The sequence below is a fragment of the Polynucleobacter asymbioticus genome (genome assembly GCF_018687575.1).
Classification (GTDB): Bacteria; Pseudomonadota; Gammaproteobacteria; order Burkholderiales; family Burkholderiaceae; genus Polynucleobacter; species Polynucleobacter asymbioticus_C.
On record NZ_CP061297.1, the window covers coordinates 1,107,293 to 1,126,234 of the forward strand.

Annotated in this window: 24 protein-coding genes; 13 read left to right on the forward strand and 11 right to left on the reverse strand. The window is 46.8% G+C overall.

Annotation, left to right across the window (positions count from 1 at the left end):
- Positions 1–63: 63 nt before the first annotated feature.
- From trxA to AOC19_RS05460, 5 genes are all read left to right on the forward strand, one after another.
- Positions 64–390 (forward strand): thioredoxin TrxA, encoded by a 327-nt coding sequence (gene trxA, locus AOC19_RS05440; protein ID WP_062309025.1) that lies wholly within the window; start codon positions 64–66, stop codon positions 388–390.
- 210 nt (positions 391–600) lie between these two features.
- Entirely contained in the window at positions 601–1,863 is a 1,263-nt protein-coding gene (gene rho / locus AOC19_RS05445; RefSeq protein ID WP_046330324.1) for a transcription termination factor Rho, read from the forward strand.
- A 145-nt stretch (positions 1,864–2,008) separates the two neighbouring features.
- Positions 2,009–2,353 carry a type B 50S ribosomal protein L31 gene (locus AOC19_RS05450; RefSeq protein WP_015421284.1) on the forward strand — a complete coding sequence of 115 codons (345 nt, stop codon included), beginning with the start codon at positions 2,009–2,011 and terminating at the stop codon, positions 2,351–2,353.
- A 104-nt stretch (positions 2,354–2,457) separates the two neighbouring features.
- Positions 2,458–4,185, forward strand: coding sequence for an ArnT family glycosyltransferase (locus tag AOC19_RS05455; protein ID WP_215374520.1), 1,728 nt, complete (start codon positions 2,458–2,460; stop codon positions 4,183–4,185).
- A gap of 3 nt (positions 4,186–4,188) precedes the next feature.
- Positions 4,189–5,580: an MATE family efflux transporter gene (locus tag AOC19_RS05460; protein WP_215374523.1), complete on the forward strand. Its 1,392-nt coding sequence runs from the start codon at positions 4,189–4,191 to the stop codon at positions 5,578–5,580.
- 25 nt (positions 5,581–5,605) lie between these two features.
- Here the strand turns inward: AOC19_RS05460 and AOC19_RS05465 are convergent, their stop codons facing one another.
- From AOC19_RS05465 to AOC19_RS05505, 9 genes are all read right to left on the reverse strand, one after another.
- The gene (locus tag AOC19_RS05465) at positions 5,606–6,124 is read right to left on the reverse strand and encodes a hypothetical protein (protein WP_215374526.1); all 519 of its coding nucleotides are present in this window, start codon (positions 6,122–6,124) and stop codon (positions 5,606–5,608) included.
- A 36-nt stretch (positions 6,125–6,160) separates the two neighbouring features.
- On the reverse strand, positions 6,161–6,649 hold the full coding sequence (locus AOC19_RS05470) for a hypothetical protein (RefSeq protein ID WP_251367991.1): 489 nt from the start codon (positions 6,647–6,649) through the stop codon (positions 6,161–6,163).
- A 111-nt stretch (positions 6,650–6,760) separates the two neighbouring features.
- Entirely contained in the window at positions 6,761–7,759 is a 999-nt protein-coding gene (locus tag AOC19_RS05475) for a Bug family tripartite tricarboxylate transporter substrate binding protein (protein ID WP_251367992.1), read from the reverse strand.
- An 18-nt stretch (positions 7,760–7,777) separates the two neighbouring features.
- On the reverse strand, positions 7,778–8,350 hold the full coding sequence (locus AOC19_RS05480; protein ID WP_215374532.1) for a disulfide bond formation protein B: 573 nt from the start codon (positions 8,348–8,350) through the stop codon (positions 7,778–7,780).
- Between the two features lie 5 nt (positions 8,351–8,355).
- Positions 8,356–8,514 (reverse strand): DUF5993 family protein, encoded by a 159-nt coding sequence (locus AOC19_RS05485; protein ID WP_215374535.1) that lies wholly within the window; start codon positions 8,512–8,514, stop codon positions 8,356–8,358.
- A 163-nt stretch (positions 8,515–8,677) separates the two neighbouring features.
- Positions 8,678–9,370 (reverse strand): fumarylacetoacetate hydrolase family protein, encoded by a 693-nt coding sequence (locus AOC19_RS05490; protein ID WP_215374538.1) that lies wholly within the window; start codon positions 9,368–9,370, stop codon positions 8,678–8,680.
- A gap of 70 nt (positions 9,371–9,440) precedes the next feature.
- Positions 9,441–9,716 (reverse strand): SemiSWEET transporter, encoded by a 276-nt coding sequence (locus tag AOC19_RS05495; protein WP_215374541.1) that lies wholly within the window; start codon positions 9,714–9,716, stop codon positions 9,441–9,443.
- A 7-nt stretch (positions 9,717–9,723) separates the two neighbouring features.
- Positions 9,724–10,113, reverse strand: a complete 390-nt coding sequence (locus AOC19_RS05500; RefSeq protein ID WP_215374544.1) for a c-type cytochrome — start codon at positions 10,111–10,113, stop codon at positions 9,724–9,726.
- 80 nt (positions 10,114–10,193) lie between these two features.
- A complete protein-coding gene (locus AOC19_RS05505; RefSeq protein WP_215374547.1) occupies positions 10,194–11,219 on the reverse strand; it encodes a substrate-binding domain-containing protein in 1,026 nt (341 codons plus the stop codon).
- A gap of 75 nt (positions 11,220–11,294) precedes the next feature.
- On the opposite strand from AOC19_RS05505, the gene AOC19_RS05510 reads away from it, so the two are divergent.
- The 3 genes from AOC19_RS05510 to AOC19_RS05520 are packed head-to-tail and all read left to right on the forward strand — an operon-like array spanning position 11,295 to position 13,230.
- Positions 11,295–12,116 (forward strand): substrate-binding domain-containing protein, encoded by an 822-nt coding sequence (locus tag AOC19_RS05510; RefSeq protein WP_215374549.1) that lies wholly within the window; start codon positions 11,295–11,297, stop codon positions 12,114–12,116.
- Positions 12,117–12,121: 5 nt separating this feature from the next.
- Complete coding sequence (locus tag AOC19_RS05515) at positions 12,122–12,997, forward strand: substrate-binding domain-containing protein (RefSeq protein WP_215374551.1); 876 nt, start codon at positions 12,122–12,124, stop codon at positions 12,995–12,997.
- Positions 12,998–13,005: 8 nt separating this feature from the next.
- The gene (locus AOC19_RS05520) at positions 13,006–13,230 is read left to right on the forward strand and encodes a TOBE domain-containing protein (protein ID WP_215374556.1); all 225 of its coding nucleotides are present in this window, start codon (positions 13,006–13,008) and stop codon (positions 13,228–13,230) included.
- A 91-nt stretch (positions 13,231–13,321) separates the two neighbouring features.
- Here AOC19_RS05520 and AOC19_RS05525 read toward each other — a convergent pair whose 3' ends face one another.
- A complete protein-coding gene (locus tag AOC19_RS05525) occupies positions 13,322–13,903 on the reverse strand; it encodes a hypothetical protein (protein WP_251367993.1) in 582 nt (193 codons plus the stop codon).
- Positions 13,904–14,034: 131 nt separating this feature from the next.
- On the opposite strand from AOC19_RS05525, the gene AOC19_RS05530 reads away from it, so the two are divergent.
- The 5 genes from AOC19_RS05530 (at position 14,035) to selD (ending at position 18,055) form a co-directional block, all read left to right on the forward strand.
- The gene (locus AOC19_RS05530; protein WP_215374559.1) at positions 14,035–14,505 is read left to right on the forward strand and encodes a GNAT family N-acetyltransferase; all 471 of its coding nucleotides are present in this window, start codon (positions 14,035–14,037) and stop codon (positions 14,503–14,505) included.
- A gap of 15 nt (positions 14,506–14,520) precedes the next feature.
- Positions 14,521–14,940 (forward strand): YbgC/FadM family acyl-CoA thioesterase, encoded by a 420-nt coding sequence (locus AOC19_RS05535; protein ID WP_215374562.1) that lies wholly within the window; start codon positions 14,521–14,523, stop codon positions 14,938–14,940.
- Between the two features lie 21 nt (positions 14,941–14,961).
- Positions 14,962–15,552, forward strand: coding sequence for a hypothetical protein (locus tag AOC19_RS05540; protein WP_215374565.1), 591 nt, complete (start codon positions 14,962–14,964; stop codon positions 15,550–15,552).
- Positions 15,553–15,659: 107 nt separating this feature from the next.
- The gene (locus AOC19_RS05545; protein ID WP_215374569.1) at positions 15,660–16,943 is read left to right on the forward strand and encodes a DEAD/DEAH box helicase; all 1,284 of its coding nucleotides are present in this window, start codon (positions 15,660–15,662) and stop codon (positions 16,941–16,943) included.
- 50 nt (positions 16,944–16,993) lie between these two features.
- Positions 16,994–18,055, forward strand: a complete 1,062-nt coding sequence (gene selD / locus AOC19_RS05550; RefSeq protein WP_215374571.1) for a selenide, water dikinase SelD — start codon at positions 16,994–16,996, stop codon at positions 18,053–18,055.
- On the opposite strand, the gene mmsB is transcribed toward selD, so the two are convergent.
- Complete coding sequence (gene mmsB, locus AOC19_RS05555) at positions 18,052–18,933, reverse strand: 3-hydroxyisobutyrate dehydrogenase (RefSeq protein ID WP_215374574.1); 882 nt, start codon at positions 18,931–18,933, stop codon at positions 18,052–18,054. The two genes, selD and mmsB, sit on opposite strands and share 4 nt — an antisense overlap.
- Positions 18,934–18,942: the final 9 nt, after the last annotated feature.

The window sequence follows — 18,942 nt, forward strand, 5'->3', positions numbered from 1 at the left end:
CTAATATAAGCGTTGTAGCGCAATAACTATATAAAACTAAATAAGACAAATTAAGGAATTTTCATGAGTGCCGGCATCAAATATGTAACTGACGCTTCTTTCGAGCAAGACGTTCTCAAGTCCGATAAACCTGTTCTCCTCGACTTCTGGGCTGAGTGGTGTGGTCCTTGCAAGATGATTGGCCCTATCCTTGAAGAGCTGGCTGGTGAGTACGGCGACAAGATCCAAATCGCTAAGATGAATGTGGATGAGAACCAAGGTGTTCCTGCCCAGTTCAATATCCGTGGCATCCCAACGCTGATCCTGTTTAAGAACGGCACTGTTGCTGCTCAAAAAGTAGGCGCTTTGGCCAAATCTCAGTTGACCGCATTTATCGATAGTCATCTGTAAATAGTCTTCGATCACAGGTTCACTGGCTGAGCCTGTGGTTTTGAGCTGTTTTTAGTGTAGTATCTAGTTCATCAGTATTTCAACGCACTTCAAGTGCCCCTCTTTTTTTAGCAAACTCCCCAAAATTCTGTTTTTCCAATCTGTCTGATGTCCATCTAGACAGCAATACCCCAAAACACATCTACATCCTTATCTACACCCGAGAACCACATGCAATTATCTGAACTCAAAGTCCTCCACGTATCCGCCCTGCTTGAAATGGCAGCTAGCCTGGAGATTGAAAATACGCAACGTATGCGCAAACAAGAGTTGATGTTTGCCATCCTCAAGAAGCGTGCCAAAGAAGGTGAATCTGTTTTCGGTGACGGTACTTTGGAAGTATTGCCTGATGGCTTTGGTTTCTTACGCTCCCCAGACGCCTCTTATATGGCTTCCCCGGACGATATTTATATCTCCCCTGCGCAGATCCGCCGCTTTAACCTGCACACTGGTGACAGCGTTGAAGGCGAAGTTCGTACCCCTAAAGATGGCGAGCGTTACTTTGCCCTAGTAAAAGTAGACAAGATCAACGGTTTGGCTCCTGAGGCCTTGAAGAACCGCATCATGTTCGAAAACTTAACGCCATTGCACCCAAATCGCGTTATTCAGTTAGAGCGTGACATCAAAGCCGAAGAGAATTTAACTGGCCGCATCATCGACATGATCTCCCCGATTGGCTATGGCCAGCGTGGCTTGATCGTATCTTCACCTAAATCCGGTAAGACCGTGATGATGCAGCACATCGCGCATGCGATCTCTGCAAACAATCCTGATGCGATCTTGATCGTGTTGTTAGTAGATGAGCGTCCTGAAGAAGTTACTGAAATGCAGCGCTCTGTTCGTGGCGAAGTGGTTGCCTCAACCTTTGACGAGCCAGCTGTACGTCACGTTCAAGTTGCCGAGATGGTGATTGAAAAAGCTAAACGTTTGGTAGAGATGAAAAAAGACGTCATCATCTTGCTGGACTCGATTACCCGTTTGGCTCGCGCTTACAACACCGTCATCCCTTCATCTGGAAAAGTACTCTCTGGTGGTGTGGATGCGAACGCATTGCAACGTCCAAAACGCTTCTTCGGTGCAGCGCGTAACGTTGAGGAAGGTGGCTCACTCACCATCATCGCTACCGCTTTGATTGAAACAGGCAGCCGTATGGATGACCTCATCTACGAAGAGTTCAAAGGTACTGGCAATATGGAAGTTCACCTTGAGCGTCGTTTGGCTGAGCGTCGTGTTTACCCATCAATTAACCTCAATAAATCTGGCACCCGCCGTGAAGAGTTGCTGGTTAAAGCTGAAAACCTCCAGAAAATCTGGGTATTGCGTAAATTATTGGCCGATATGGACGATATCGAGGCAATGAACTTTATCGTTGATAAGCTCAAATCCACTAAAAATAACGGTGAATTCTTCGATTTAATGCGTAAGGGTGGCTAATTTAGGCTCTCAGAGTCGGTAAAAGCGCGCTTTGTTGTTGATTTCATGGCATAATTTCGCTTTTACCGCTTTAATAATTTGCATTTAACTGGGTAAGTATTTGGGTCTTTGGACTTAAACGGCTGCCTGCTAATAGGACTTAATAATGAAACCTGGCATTCACCCCGAATATCGTGAAATCGTCTTTGTAGACGTTTCTAATAACTTCAGCTTCAAGACTCGCTCCACTATGTCTACTAAAGAGACAATCAAGTGGGAAGATGGCAATGAATATCCATTAGCCAAGATCGAGACTTCATCTGAGTCACACCCTTTCTACACTGGTACCCAGAAGATTATGGATACTGCCGGTCGTGTTGAGAAATTCCGTCAGAAGTTCGGCACTAAAGCTGTTGCTAAGGCAACTGGTGATGGCGCTGCTAAAACAGCTGAGAAAAAAGCTGCTGCTGCAGAAGCTAAAGCCGCTGAAAAGCCAGCTAAGAAGAAGTAATAGACTCACTCTACATAGGGGCTGGGGTTTGGATATTCACTATTCACCCTCCCCTGCGAGATAATCAAGGCAGCGTTTGCTGCCTTTTTTATTACTAGTTTTATATGGTTAAACTCACCGCCGCCGCCACCACCTCCATTCCACGCATCATTATTTTTGCGTTGACCTTGGTCTATGGTTTTGCAGGCCTCTTCGCGCGTGACCCCTGGAAAAATGAAGATGCCATCGGATTTGGTGGCATGTGGACTTTGCACAATGGCAAAGCACTGGATTGGATTGTTCCGCATCTTGCCGGGCGTGATGCATCCCTTGGCGCACCCTTTCCCTACTGGCTAGGTGCCACTCTGATGGATCTTTTTGGTCCATTGATTGGTATTGCCAATGCGGCGCGCCTCTATGCAGCCGTTTGTTTTTTTGCTGCTGCGCTAGCCATTTGGTATGCGACCTATCTCTTGGGTCGTCGCCCAGAGGTGCAACCAATGGTTCTAGCGGTTGGTGGTCAACCTGGCCGCAAAAATTACGGCATGACTCTGGCTGATGGTGCGCTACTGATTTTCTTAGCCTGCGTCGGTCTTGCGCAACGCGCACATGAGACTACTCCGATGATGGCGCAACTCATGGGCATCAGCATTGTCTTGTACGGTACCGTGCGTGGTTTAGATAAGCCATGGCAAGGTGGTCTCTGGACTGGTTTGGGTATTGCAATCATTGCGCTTTCGAGCAATCTCACCCTCAGCTTAATTGTTGTCAGCTCCACCATCATTGCGGTCATTGCAAGCAATGCGAAGTTACGTTTTCGTTGGACTTTAACTAGTACAGTTTTAGGCTTGATTGGTTTTGCGATTTGGCCTGCGCTTTGGTATTTAAGCAACCTCACTCCTGAGTGGCGTCATATCGCTGAAGAAGGCTGGCGCAATATGCCAGAGATGCGCGCAACGCCTTCCATTGAATCACTCGGATTTTTGAGTGTGAACTTCTGGGCCTATGCCTGGCCTGTTTGGCCATTAGCCATCATCTCCCTCGCGCACTGGGGTCGAGTCAAAGAGGCAGGTCAATGGCGCGCTCCTCACCTTTGCATTCCACTGAGTTTATTTATTGGTTGCTTAATCTATGTTCTGTTCCGTTTAGAAGCTAACGAACATGACCTGATCATTTTGATTCCAAGCTTGTCGATTATTGCTGCATTTAGTCTGCCAATACTCAAGCGCAGCCTCATTAGCTTCATCGATTGGTTTGCGATGTTTAGCTTCACGATCATTGCTTTAGCCATTTGGATTATTTGGCTTGCAAAAGTGACTGGCTTCCCAGAATCAACCGCTAGTAATTTGGCAAGACTGCTACCCGGCTTTCAGGCGCAGTTTGATTACATTGGCTTTGTGATTGCCCTCATAATTACTGGCGTTTGGTTAGCGATTGTGCGCTGGAGAACTTCTCGCGCTCCCAAAGAAATCTGGCGTTGCCTCATCATCTCTGCTTCTGGAACTACCTTGATGTGGGTTCTCTTGATGACTTTATGGCTGCCCACCATCAATTACGCCAAGACCTATCGCTATGTTTCAGATCGCCTGGAAACGATCATCGCCAATACGCCAGGCTGCATTGACACCACTAACCTCGGACCAGCTCAGTTAGCTTCATTCGACTACTTCACCAAGCTTCCACTAAGAGATGATCCCAGCTGCAATCTCATGCTGACACACAGCTCTTCAGAGGCCAAGGCATACGCTAGCCTCAATAAAAAGAAAATAGAGTTGCTCTGGGAAGATCGCCGCGCATCTGACCGTGATGAGCGTCTCCGCCTCTATCAAATTACCCCAGCCGGTAAAGAATAAAACGTGTTGCACTTTAAGTTATCGCGTTTGCGCGAGGATATTCCCTCTCTACTAAAACTGGCTGGCCCATTACTCATTGGTCAGCTGGCGGTGATTACATTTGGCGTTTTAGATACCGCCATGACAGCACGGTATTCTGCGGATGACCTTGCCGCTCTTGCAATGGCATCCGCTATCTTTATCAGTATCTATGTTGGCCTCACAGGCGTAATCTCAGCACTCGCTCCAATCGCTGGACAACTCTTTGGTGCAAAACGCTTTGGTGAGATTGGTGAAGAGGTGCGTCAAGCCACTTGGCTAGCTATGGGCCTGACCATCTTGGGTGGTGCCATTCTGCTTAATGCCGATTACCTTCTTCAAATCTCTCAAGTCACACCGGATATTGAAGGCAAGGCTAAGCTGTATCTCAACATCCTCGCAATTGGTTTACCAGCGAGCATGGCAATGCGCGTCTTAATGGCCCTGCATAATGCCGTCTCCAGACCAGCAGTCATCACGGTGGTGCAGCTGATTGGATTGGGCTTAAAACTCCCACTCAATCTCCTCTTTATTTATGGTGGCCTAGGTATCGAAGGTATGGGTGGCCCCGGTTGCGCAGTAGCGACCGTCATCATTAATTGGTTCTGGCTCATCATCACGCTGGGCTTTGTAATGTTCGATAGCTTCTACAAGTCATTCAAGATCTTTACACGCTTTAGCTGGCCTGACTGGCATCGCATCTGGACTCTGTTGAAATTAGGTGCGCCCATCGGATTCAGTTACTTGATTGAAGTAACCTCCTTTACCTTTATGTCACTCTTCATTGCACGCTTGGGCACTACCGCTTTAGCTGGTCATCAAATTGTGGCCAATATGGGGACGGTGATTTATATGGTGCCCCTATCCCTCTCGATTGCAACCATGACGCTAGTCTCTCAATCGATTGGTGCGAATCAGCAAGAGCGCGCCGAGGAGATTGGATGGTCGTCAGTTTTCTTCACAACTACTTTGTGTGTTTTGATAGGTCTTGCGGTCTGGATTTTTAGAATCCAGCTACTCGATTTATACGACCCACCAGAGGAAGTGAAACTATTTTCGATTCCACTCTTTTTGTTTATCGCTTTTTATCAAGTCTTTGATGCACTGCAGATTACGGCGGCATTTATTCTGAGAGCCTATCGCATTGCCTTCTGGCCGATGCTGATTTACGCAGGATCACTATGGGGTGTAGGCCTTGGTGGTGGCTACCTGATGGGCTTTAATGTCTTTGGCAATACCCCAGAATTTTTACAAGGCGCTAATGGCTTTTGGGCTGGTAACAGCATGAGCCTGGGATTGGCTGCACTGCTACTGCTCTACCTCTTTAGAAAAACAGCGGCACGTTTCGAGAAAACGCATCCGCCGGTTGAGGTTTAGTCGAGATTAAATCCAATACTCTAATTTACTGAATCGGTCTAAACCCATTTGGAGGCATTGAAGGTTTGCCTTGCGGAATGTTGTAGCCATTGTTGTTAGCGCCACTGCCGCCAAAGTTTTGAGTTGGATAACTCGGCACTTGATTGCCTTTAGAATACATACATTGTTGATAAGCAATGTTGTATTGGACTTGCGCTTGATTTTGCTTGCCAGAAGAATTCATAGCACCCATAGCGGCGCCACCGAGTAAGCCAATGCCTGCGCCAGTTCCAATATTCTGACTACTACCACCCTGAATGACTGCACCAGCTGCTGCACCCAAGGCAGCGCCAATAGCGGCACTCGTCGCACCTTCTTTTAAGGCTGCATTGCTAGTATCTTTAATGGCATTTGCAGCAAACTCGCGGCATTGCTGATCTTCCTGCTGAAATACCTCAAAAGGCTTGCCTTCACGCGGCATGATGGCAACCGTTGGGCCAGTTGGCGCAGAGACACAAGCAGCTAAAGAGCTCATCATGGCCAAAGTGAGTACGGCACGTTTCATATTTATTCCTTAAATCGGGTTATGCACTAAATTGGTTTAATTCTGAATGCGCTGTCTTGTACTCGTACTGCCAGACGGCGGCATTGCTGGGCGAGTTTGCCAACCCGATGGGCAACTTTGCACATACGGAAAGTATTGCTCACTTGCCTCGCAGTAATACCAAATGGGAGCTTGAGGCTGTGAGGCTAGAACCATGGGTTGTTGTGGCGCTGCATAGGTGACCACTGGCGGGGCTGCGTACACCACTGGTGGCGCATAGTAGCCAGCGGCATAAGGATAGCCATAGCCAGGACCGTAATACCCACCACGCCAGCCTGGGCCCCAGCCACCGCCCCAACCAGGGCCATATGCTGCTGGGCGCCAACCGCCGCCATATCCGCCATAGCCACCCCCAACAGAGACTGCCCAACCGACATTACCCGCCTGTGCTGCTAAAGGCGCCAGCGTAAGCAAGCCTCCGGCTGCCAGGAGCGCCAGAACAGCTTTGGATATAAGGAATTTCGATTGCATTTGGCTTGTTTTCATAGTGGACCCCATTAATTGGTCGCCTCCTACTACCATTAACGCTTCATTTAAATTCAGGCTGACAGGAATTTAGCTTTTCACGGAATATTTATCACTTATCCGTGAGGGCTGTTAGTCTAATTTTGCGCCGGATTTGTAAATTACTCTACCCCATTTATTAGTCTCAGACTGAATCAATTTAGAGAGCTCTTGAGGGCTTCCTGGGGCTGGATCTAATCCGCTTGCAAGCAACTTCTTTTTAACTTCCGCTTGATTGAGGGTTTGGCGGGTCAGCGTATTTAATTGCTTTTGTATTGCGGGCGGTAAATTCGCTGGCGCCATGAGCGAGAACCACGATATAGCCTCAAATCCAGGCAAACCTTGCTCTGCCATCGTTGGAATTTCTGGAGCCGCTGGAGAGCGTTTTAGTGTGGTTACTCCTAAGGCCTGAACCTCACCCGCCTTAATCAACGATAGGGATGAAGATAGGTTATCAAAGAGCATCGTAATCCGACCGCTAATCAGGTCAGGCAAAGACTGCGCCCTACCCTTATAAGGAATATGACGAATTTGCACCCCGGTCATTTCTTTAAAGAGCTCACCTGACATGTGCAAGGAAGTCCCAACACCTGAAGAGCCAAAAGTAAGTTCATTGGGTTTAGCTTTGGCTAGCTCAATGAGTTCGTGCAGATTACTTACGCCTAGCTTCTTGTTCACCACCAGTACATTGGGGGTACTGGCTAAAAAACTAATGGGCGTGAAATCATTGATTGGATGAAAAGACATCTTTTCATAAAGAGCGCCATTGATTGCATGTATACCTACTGTACCAATGAGTAGCGTGTATCCATCTGGCTCACTTTTTGCAACAAGATCAGCACCAATATTGCCGCCATAGCCAGGACGGTTCTCAACCAGAACTGGCACACCCAAACTTTGCTGCCAACTCTCGGCAAGCACGCGCGCCAAAATATCGGGCGCCCCGCCCGGTGTAAAGGTCACCACAATCCGGATAGTTTGTTTAGGCCAGGCAGTATTCGATTTGGTTGTTTGAGATTGCGCGATTGTAGCGAAACCTAGGCAAGCAAAAAAAATTACCAGATTTCTCACCAACTTTAAAGTGATTGCCATCAAATCACCCGCACTAAATTAAAGACCAAAACGCGAGCGCAACCAAATTAATCCATCGTATTTAACGGGATCATCGGCGCAAGGGCCAACACCACACTCCAGTAGCGTCGATGCCAAATTGGCAAACACCAAAACAATAAATGCGATCACCAATAGATTGGCAAATACAGATCGTGAGCGCACATCACGATTAGGCAGCATTAATAAAATAGCAAGGCCAGCTAACAAGCCAACGTAGCCAACATAAGCCCAAGTATAGAAATGCAACTCAAGAAAAGTTTTTCCAAATCCTTTATCGCCAGGCAAGATATGTAAGAGCACTTGGCGTAAGGAAACCATCATCCCAACCAAGCCGCCAATAATGCCCCAGCCATAGTGAGCGGAATGCGCACCACAACGAATATTCAGCACCAGTGCAAAACCAATAATGATGAATCCCATGCGCTGCATTAAGCAAAGCGGGCAAGGCAATTCACCGAAATAGAATTGGTCGATAAAGGCATAGGACAGCATGCCAATAATTCCAGCCAAAGCCAATTGATTACCGAGTGCTGCCAGGGATGGGAGAGAAGAAAAAGAGTGCTTACTCATTTTTCTTACAGACTGATATTCAGGTGATTGGTAGCATGGACTCTGAACCAGAACATCAGAATGCCAACGGTAATGGCAAGCATAACTAAGCCCGCCAGACGTTTCTCAAACCAAACAAGGACAAGACCGATAAAGGCCGTCAGGAAAGGTAGAAACATGTACATGAATGAATTCTATCGCAGGTCGATCTAGAAGCAAAAACAAGCGATTTGAAGGGTCTTTGCCATGTATTGAAAGCACGACCCTGCTGCACGATGCGTCAACTTTAAGGGAGTTTTAATGCCCCCTCAAAGGATGATGGCCAAGGCAACTTGGCCAATAGCCGAATTAAGTAATCTTGATTTTAAGTGGGGTCAAACCTTCGACGCTACCCTCAAGCACATCACCTTTTTTCACAGGACCAACACCTGCAGGGGTACCGGACATAATTAAATCACCCGGCTCAAGCGTGAATAAAGTCGAAAGATAAGCGATAGTGTCAGGAACATTCCAAATCAATTGGTTTAAGTCGCCCTCTTGGCGTACTTCACCATTGACTAGCAACTTAACTACACCCTTGTTAGGGTGACCAAATTGAGCTGCTGGAGTAATCGCTGCACATGGTGCGGATTGATCAAAAGCTTTACCGGTATCCCAAGGACGGCCCATTTTTTTTGCTTCACCCTGTAAATCACGACGGGTCATGTCTAAACCAACACCGTAACCATACACATGCTCTAGCGCTTTATCGGCGGGAATATTTGCGCCACCTTTACCAATGGCAACGACCATTTCAATTTCGTGATGAACATCATTTGAAAGATTTGGATATTGCATATCTTTGCCATCAGTCACTATCGAGTTGGCCGGCTTCATAAAAAAGAACGGCGGCTCACGATCAGGATCATGACCCATCTCACGAGCATGATCAGCATAGTTACGACCAACGCAATAAATACGGTTGACGGCAAAACGACGGGTATCACCCACAACCGGGAGGGATGGAACGACTGGCGGATCAATAACGTATGCGGTGCTCATGAATGGCCTTTCTAAGGAGCGTCTAGTTTTCTAAATGATTGAATTAATTATGACATTACTTGAATGAACGTCACTTTTGACTCCGGGTACGCAGTTTAAGTACCAAGATGCTGAGGGCCAAAGCGAAGGTCAAGGCATTCGCCAGAATCAAGGGCCACTTCTCAATGATGAGGCCATAGATCAGCCAGAGGCCAACACCAGCAGTAAATAAGCTATACATGCCTACCGAGATTCCAGAAAGATCTCGGGTGCGCCAGGATTGAATAGCTTGAGGCAAAAAAGCAATCGTCGTCAAGAACGCAGCGCAGTAACCAATGATCTCAATCTGATGCGGCTGTAAGTCCATTCAATGACTACTTTTTATTTAAGCCAGCTTTGCGTGCTTCGATTTCTTTATTGATTGCAGTGAGAGTTTTTGCATCTGGAGTCTTCCAGTTACCGCCAGCCTTATTGGCCATATAGGCTACCGCATCAGAGAATGTTTCAATTGTCATATTGGGATTTCCGCCCTTTGCAGGCATCCCCCTTACGCCAACATAAGCATGGGCGGTGAGAGTCACCTGACCTTCAGCAATTAGAGGAGCCCACTGCGTTTTGTTTCCCAATTTGGGGGCATTCAACACACCAGAGGCATGGCAGGCTGCGCAGACTTGCTTATAGGCATTCTCGCCAGGCTCTGCAAATGCTGCAAAGCTAGCGCTAGACATGGTAATCAGGATCAAGGATCGAAGGGATAAATTCATATCAGTAGCAATTGAGGTTGTATTAACTTAACAATGTATCTCAATTTGCAAGCAAGGGTCTAATTAGCTGATTTAACGGCCTAAAGCCAGCCAGCGATCTGCTTCTTGAGGCCGATCGATTTATAACCCGGACCGGCACTAGAGAGTACGCGGATTTTGCGGATGATTTTTGCCAGGTCAGCATTCTTGCTAAGGTCTTCATTCATAGCCAGAAAGAAGATTTCATCCTTCAACTGAATGAAATCTAGGCCATTTTCAAGCGCAACACTCTTAACACCCATGCCAACATCGGCTTTTTTGGCCAATATGGCTGTAGCAATTGCGGAGTGGGTGAACTCCTCGTTCTCATATCCCTTAATACGATGTGGATCGATACCCTCTTTAGCCAAAATGGTATCAAGCAGCAGGCGAGTACCCGATCCCTTTTGGCGATTAATAAATCGAATCTTGGGTCTTAATAAATCCTTAGGTGAAATGATATTGAGGGGATTGCCCTTAGTCACCAATAAACCCTGCACACGTTTCATTACCGGGAATATTTCCATACCCTCTTTTTGTAATCGTTTTGAAATAATCTTGGAGCTCTGTTGATCCGAGACGTGAAAGCCTGCAATATCGACTTCGTAATTGAGTAGACGCTCCAAAGCCTCACCCGATCCAGCAGTAATAAGCTCAAAGCCGCCAATCTCGAAAACTGCCTTTTGAATGATCGGATCACTACTGCTAGCAAAGCGCCACTGCTTTTTAGCTTTCACCCTAAATTGAGCAAAGCCTTCCTCCAAGTGAGAAAGGCTAGATTGACCCAAGCGCATTGTCTTTTGATCAAAGTCTTCGGTAAATTGAATCAAGTAGCGAGCGTACTCAGATAGCTGGGATCCATGCCCCCTCACCCTATCTATCAGCTTGAAACCGAGCGCTTGCTCAACATCATTTAACTTTTGCCACACATTTCTATAAGAGAGGCCCATTTTCTTGCAGGCAGACATGAGCGTTTTGCCGTGCTCTATGTCTTTCAATAAGGTCGTTAACCACACCAAATCGACTACAGCCGGGTCTTTTGCGTTTTTACTTCCAAAAACTAGGGTTGGCCGAATCTGAATTCTCATATGTAATTTTTTGCATATTGATGTTTTGTAATATGACAAATCTTAACCGAACCTACCTAAGGGAAGTGAACTCAAATGAAATTCTCATTCAATCGATTGCTAGCTACCGCCATTACTGCTCTAGCGCTATTGGGCAACTCAGCTTATGCGCAAGAGAAAAGCATTGTGCTGTCCTCAACTACCTCAACAGAGCAATCTGGCCTTTTTGGTTTTATATTGCCAATCTTCAAAATGAAGACCGGCATTGATGTCAAGGTAGTTGCCGTTGGAACTGGCCAAGCATTAGACATTGGTCGTCGTGGTGATGCTGATGTGGTGTTTGTGCATGACAAACCTGCAGAAGAAAAGTTTGTTGCTGAAGGTTTTGCTACCAAGCGTGTTGAGGTTATGTACAACGACTTCGTATTGATTGGGCCTAAATCTGATCCAGCAAAAACTGCTGGTGGCAAAGACATCAAAGTAGCGTTTCAGAAAATTGCTGCGGCACAAGCTCCATTTGTATCACGCGGTGACAAGAGTGGTACGCATGCAGCTGAGTTACGTTACTGGAAAGATGCTGCCATTACAGCAGCTCCAAGTGCTTGGTACAAAGAAACGGGTTCAGGCATGGGCCCCGCTCTCAATACCGCATCTGCAATGAATGCTTATATTTTGGCTGATCGCGCCACTTGGTTATCTTTTAAGAACCGCGGAGATTTGACAATTCTGGTTCAGGGCGATCCAAAGCTATTCAATCAATATGGTGTGATGTTAGTAAACCCAGCTAAATTCCCGCATGTGAAAAAAGTGGAAGGCCAAGCATTCATCGATTGGATTACTTCTAAGAATGGTCAAGATGTGATTGCCAGCTATCAAATTGGCGGTGAGCAACTCTTCTTCCCAAACGCTAAGAAGTAATTCAGATGAAAAATCCACGCCTATTAATCAGCGCACTTCTCACCTCTTTATTAATAGGGCTTGGAATGCAAACATCACTAGCGCAATCCAATCCTCCAAAAGTTGAGGCTACCTATGGTCAAGGCTCCAAGAGCTTTAAATTGGCTACTGGTAGCCCCGGTGAACTGGGTCTACTACAGGCACTTGGCGAAGCCTTTGATAAAAAGGAAGGCGCACGTCTGGTGTGGATTAAGGCGGGAAGTGGGGCCTCTCTGAATTTGCTGAAAACTCAACAGGTTGACATGATCATGGTGCATGCACCAGATGCTGTTAATAAAGCCATTGCTGAGGGATGGGCGACCGGCAGAACACTGATTGGCTCGAATGAGTTTTATATCGTCGGACCCAAAGCCGATGCAGCAAAAATTAAATCTTCAAGTAGTGGTGCAGATGCTTATGCAAAGATCGCCAAGGCGAAGGCCAACTTCATCTCTCGAGGTGATAAATCCGGCACACACCAAAAGGAAATGGATATTTGGAAAAAGGCTGGGATTACACCTGAAGGTAACTGGTACATCGTGACCAATGACTTTATGACGGCATCTCTCAAAAGAGCAAATGCGGATAAAGCCTACTTCATGACTGATAGCAGCACCTGGGTTGCAGAAAAAAGCATCGCGCCTGAGTTACAAATTCTGTATCGTGGTGACCCTTACCTCGTCAATACCTATGATGCTTTAGTAGCCCCAGTGGGCGCTACTGAGAATCGCGATATTGCTGCTAAGTTCATTCAATTTGTAGCCTCAGATGAAGGCCAGGCAATTATTCGCAATTATGGAAAGGTACAGTACAAAGAAGCCCTCTACAATGATGCCGTCTACGCTAAACAATACGTCCAATAGGAGAAATCATGGAACTCAAAGTCAAACTCAGCGCACGCAATACGCTCAGCGGTAAAGTAGTTGAACTTAAAAAGGGTCAAACCACTTCGCACGTTAAGCTTGATATTGGTGCTGGCCATATTGTCACAGCCTCTATTACTAATGAGGCTGTCGATGAGCTTAATCTCAAAGTTGGTGATCAGGCCTGGGCCGTCATTAAAGCCTCTGATGTGATGATTGCTAAAGACGCTTAAGCTGCTAGCTGTTATGCAAAAGGCCCGCAATTGCGGGCCTTTTTTTCTTTAATACATCAGCATTGAGTCATGCTGAGGAAGTCTTACATACTTATTTCTTTGGTGTTGCGAAGCCAATGGCTGTGTCGTCAACAAACTCTACCATCACATCATCACCAGCCTTGAATTTCTCAAGACCTAAAACGCTTTGATCTACCTTCACTTTTTGCTTCTCGCCTGATGGCAATGTGAATGTCACGATACGAGTTTTTGCATCAATTGTGCTGATTTTGACTGTTGCATAAACAGTATCCGTTGTCTCTTCAAATGGCTTTGCAGAACCTTTGCCTGCCACTACCACTGAACGCACACCCGAAACACCAGGTTTAGCGCCTTTAGGAGCGGCTACCAAACCCACTGCAATCGCTTGAGCGTGCTCAACAACAAACACATCGCCCTTTTTCACTTTATCCAAATCATTTACTTGTTTAGATACGTTCATTTGAGCCAAGTTACCGTTAGCATCCTTAAGAACAACGATACGATTCTTGACATCCACTGAATCAACAGTAGCAGTCAATACGACTGCTTCAGCCGCCAAAGGCAACATTTTTGCTGGGGCTTGAGCAAGAGCTGAGCCTGCAATAGCCAATCCGAGTGAGGCAATTAATGTAGCTAGTAATGATTTCTTCAAAGTAACTCCTAGATAAAGGTTTGTGAGGGGCGCCAATCTGTGGCACCACCGACCCATTTTAAGCTTACTTATAAGCCTTAGAGCTAATATTTGAAGCCTCAATGCGCTCAATTTGCTACATTGGAGGTTAAATGACCAGCCCCAACTTCAATAGACAACAGAGTAACAGTGCGATCTTGATTAAATCCTGGCAAGATGGCAAAGAAGAGGCCTACCCCATTCGAAAAAGCGTGTTTGTCGATGAACAGGGTGTTCCAGAGGAGATGGAGCTCGATGAATATGACACATCTGCACAGCACGCCCTGGCCTATTTGAACTCGGAATGTATTGGAACAGCTCGCCTGGCTACCCTACCTGGGAGCAATGGAAAAGTTGGGAAAATTGGGCGCATGGCGGTCTTGCCGATATATCGAAGGCAAGGCATTGGAGGCAAATTACTCTGCGCCTTACTTGAACTAAGTAAATCCCAAGGCATTACTCAACTTGAATTACATGCCCAGCTATCGGCCATTCCGTTTTATGAACAATTTGGCTTTATTGCGCAAGGTGATATCTACGATGAAGCGGGCATTGCACATCGCGATATGATTCTATATATCTAAAAGCACCTTACCCTTATGACTCAATTCAGCAATGCCCCCTTTCTCTTTCGCGTTTGTTACTCAGATACCGATGCGGCTGGCTTTGTGTATCACGCTCGTTATCTGGAGATCTTTGAGCGCAGCCGCTCAGAGTGGCTTCAACAACGAGGCTTGAGCCCGACAAAACTGGTTAATGAGTTTGGTATCGTTCTTCCCGTTCGAGAAATCACGATGAACTTTCATAGACCGGGTCGATTAGATGATTTGCTGAGCATCGACCAAGTGATTGAACATCGCGGTCGCACTCAAATTGCTGTCAAACAAACTGCGAAACGCATTGTCGAAGGGGTTGAGCCAGAACTCATTGCTAGCGCCTTACTGCATATTGTTTGTGTAGATACCACCACCCTCAAGCCCAAGGGCCTGCCAGATTGGCTCTTTGCAGCTGATCAGTAAGACCTCAATTTTGGAGCGTTTATGCAAGAAGGAAAATTACTCGGCTTTGTGAAGGGCCTCGCTACACTGCTTGAAACTCAGCCGAGCGAAGAAATTGTTTTCTCAAAAGGAAAAAAACTGCTGGAAGACTTAATCAGAGAAGACGACTGGTTACCAGAGGAATTTTGTAAACCGCATCCGCAGTATTACCAGCAATACTTACTGTACGCAGACCCGCTCGATCGTTTTTCAGTAGTCAGCTTTGTTTGGGGGCCCGGTCAAAAAACGCCATTACATAACCACACCGTCTGGGGTATGGTTGGGCAACTTCGAGGACAAGAGCGCAGCGCTGACTACTACCGTCAAGCTGATGGCAGTTATCAAGCCAATGAATCTTTTGTTTGCAAACCCGGTCAAGTGGCTACCGTATCCCCCAACACACATGACATCCACGTAGTCGAGAATGCTTTAAGCGACCAAACCTCTATTAGCATTCATGTTTATGGTGGCAACATTGGTCGTATTCAGCGGGCAGTGTTTGACCCCATCACAGGTGCAGAAAAATTATTTATTTCTGGATACGCCAATTCAGTAACACCCAATCTCTGGAATACAGCTAGCAAGACTGCTTGATAGCTTAAAATGGGGGCTCTTTCTGCAAACACTCCAAGTGTGGCAGCTCACCCCATTGGCCGGGATAGTCGTTTAATTGAATACGGGTCAATATTTATTTGGCCCCTATGTTATTTACAGATCTCGGTTTATCAGAATCCATTCTTCGTGCTATTAGCGAGGAAGGCTATACCAGCCCCACCCCCATTCAAGAAAAATCCATCCCTGCCGTATTAAAGGGCGGAGATTTACTAGCCGCTGCTCAAACTGGCACCGGTAAAACTGCAGGCTTTACCCTGCCGATTCTGCAACGCTTAAGTAGTACAGCTAAGGCTGGTGGCAAACGTCAGTTACGTGTGTTGATCTTGACCCCCACCCGTGAATTAGCAGCTCAAGTTCAAGAGTCGGTTGTGACCTACGGCAAATACACGGGCCTGAAGTCCACCGTCATTTTTGGCGGTGTCGGCGCCAACCCGCAAATTAAAGCGATTGCTGCCGGTCTTGATATCTTGGTGGCAACGCCAGGCCGCTTACTAGATTTAATGTCGCAGAACTGTGTCTCACTCGCCAATATTGAAATTCTGGTGCTGGATGAAGCTGATCGCATGTTGGACATGGGCTTCTTACGTGACATTAAAAAGATTTTGGCAGCACTGCCTAAGCAACGTCAAAACCTACTCTTTTCGGCAACCTTCTCGACCGAGATCAAAGCTTTAGCAGATGGATTATTGAATTCACCCGCGTTAATTGAAGTTGCACGAAGCAATAGTACTAATGAAGCGATTGCTCAGCTGATCCACCCGGTTGACAGAAACCAAAAGCATCCATTATTGGCGCATCTGATTAAATCTAATCAGTGGCAGCAGGTTCTCGTATTTACACGTACCAAACATGGTGCCAATAAATTGGTTACGCAGCTTGAGAAAGACGGCATTACCGCTATGGCCATTCATGGTAACAAGAGTCAAAGCGCTCGCACAAAAGCCTTAGCCGAATTTAAGGATGGAAAAATCACCGTCTTGGTTGCTACTGATATTGCAGCTCGTGGCATCGATATTGATCAACTCCCCCACGTTGTGAACTATGACTTACCAAACGTTTCCGAAGACTATGTGCACCGCATCGGCAGAACTGGTAGAGCGGGTTCGAATGGTGTCGCAGTGTCCCTAGTCTGTGTTGATGAGCATCAGATGCTTCGCGATATCGAAAAACTCATTAAGCAAAAACTCCCTCAGGAAGTGATCGCTGGATTTGAGCCGGATCCGAATGCCGTAGCGCAACCAATTCAGTTACGTAGCCAGCAACATCAACAATCGAGAAAACCACGACCAGGCAATGCGGGTGGCGGCAATGGCGGCAGCAAACCAGCGGCTAAGCGTGGCAACCCACCTAAACGCAGCTTTAATCGTTAAATCTCCACTAATATTGCATCCATAGCATTTGATACATTAAGTTTATTGATATGAATACCCTGTCTACCCAAGAACCCCGCTTAACCTCCTTGTCTCATGGTGGTGGTTGCGGCTGCAAGATTGCTCCTGGCGTTCTTTCAGAAATTCTGAAAAGTGTTCCACAGCTGCCTTTTCCAAAAGAGCTTCTGATTGGGATTGAGACCTCGGATGATGCTGCCGTTTATCAAATTAACGAGTCACAAGCGATTGTTGCAACTACAGATTTTTTCATGCCTATCGTTGATGATCCATTTGACTTTGGCAAGATTGCTGCCACGAATGCTATTAGCGACATTTACGCCATGGGTGGCACACCACTATTTGCCTTAGCGCTGGTTGGCATGCCTATCAAGGTGCTTTCTAACGCAACGATTGCACGCATTTTGGAAGGCGGTGCTGAAGCTTGTAGATCAGCAGGCATTCCAATTGCAGGTGGTCATACGATTGATTCCGTTGAGCCTATCTATGGCTTGGTTGCGATTGGCATTGTTGATCCTAAACGTGTCAAGAGCAATGCGGCCGCCCAGGCTGGAGATGTCTTAATTTTAGGTAAACCACTGGGCGTCGGCATCTTATCTGCTGCCCTTAAAAAGGATCTTCTGGATGATGCGGGTTATCAAGAAATGATTGCCAACACCACGAAGTTAAATTCTGCAGGTCCAGATCTTGCAAAATTACCTGGCGTTCATGCATTAACTGATGTAACCGGTTTTGGTCTTGCTGGTCACACCCTAGAATTAGCTCGAGGCTCTAAGCTCACCGCTCAAATTCAATGGAGTCAGGTTCCCCTGCTATCTAATGTTCAGAGCCTAGCTGATCAAGGGATTATTACCGGCGCATCCGATCGTAACTGGCAAAGCTATGGAGCGGAGGTTCGTTTACCGGAGCAATTTAGCCCTGCACAACAAGCCCTTCTCACTGATCCGCAAACGAGTGGCGGCCTACTCGTGTCCTGTAGCGCAGATTCTGTAGATGCTGTTTTAGAAATCTTTCAACAACATCACTTCGGCAGTGCCTGTGTCATTGGCAACATGACTAGCAAACAAGATCAGCATCTAGAGGTATTGCTTTAATCCGCCTTTAGATTAAAGACGCTTGAGAAATCGAGCTGGCCATTACCTGCCTTGCTATGTGCTTCGTATAGTTTGCGAGATAACTCTCCCAGCGGAATACTCGCCTCTAGATCGCCTGCATTTTCAGTTGCTAAACCCAAGTCCTTCAGCATGAGATCTACACCAAAGCCACCCGCATAGCCTTTTGAGGATGGTACATTTTCCATGACGCCAGGGCATGGGTTGTAGAGCTCCAAAGCCCAGTTGCGCCCAGAGCTCTTAGACATGATGTCAGAGAGTACTTTGGGATCCATGCCATTCGCAATACCCAGACGCAATGCCTCGCTAGTCCCCAGCATCTGAATACCTAGCAACATGTTGTTGCAGACTTTGACGGTTTGACCGCTTCCGCTTGGGCCCGCATGAAAGATATTCTTGCCCATCTGCTCTAACAATGGACGGGCTCGATCTACATCCGCTGCATCTCCGCCCACCATAAAGGTTAAGGTTCCAGCCTGTGCCCCTGCAGTGCCACCAGAAACAGGCGCATCGATCATGGCAAAGCCCTTGGCTTTGGCAGCGGTAGCGACAGACTGAGAAACCTTGGGAGAAATCGTAGAGCAGTCAATCAGTAAGGCTTTTGGATTGGCCGTGGCAAGCAAGCCAACTTCACCCAAATACAAAGCCTCAACATGGCGCGAAGCTGGGAGCATGCTAATAATGACATCTGCATCCAGGGCGGCTTCTGAAGCGCTTCTCATCGGAATCCCACCAGCCAGCTTGAAAGCATCCAGTTGAGCCTGAACCAAATCAAAACCTTGGACCTGATGACCCGCTTTAATTAAATTGAGAGCCATAGGGAGCCCCATATTGCCCAAACCTAAAAATGCGACTTTCATATGCGCCTC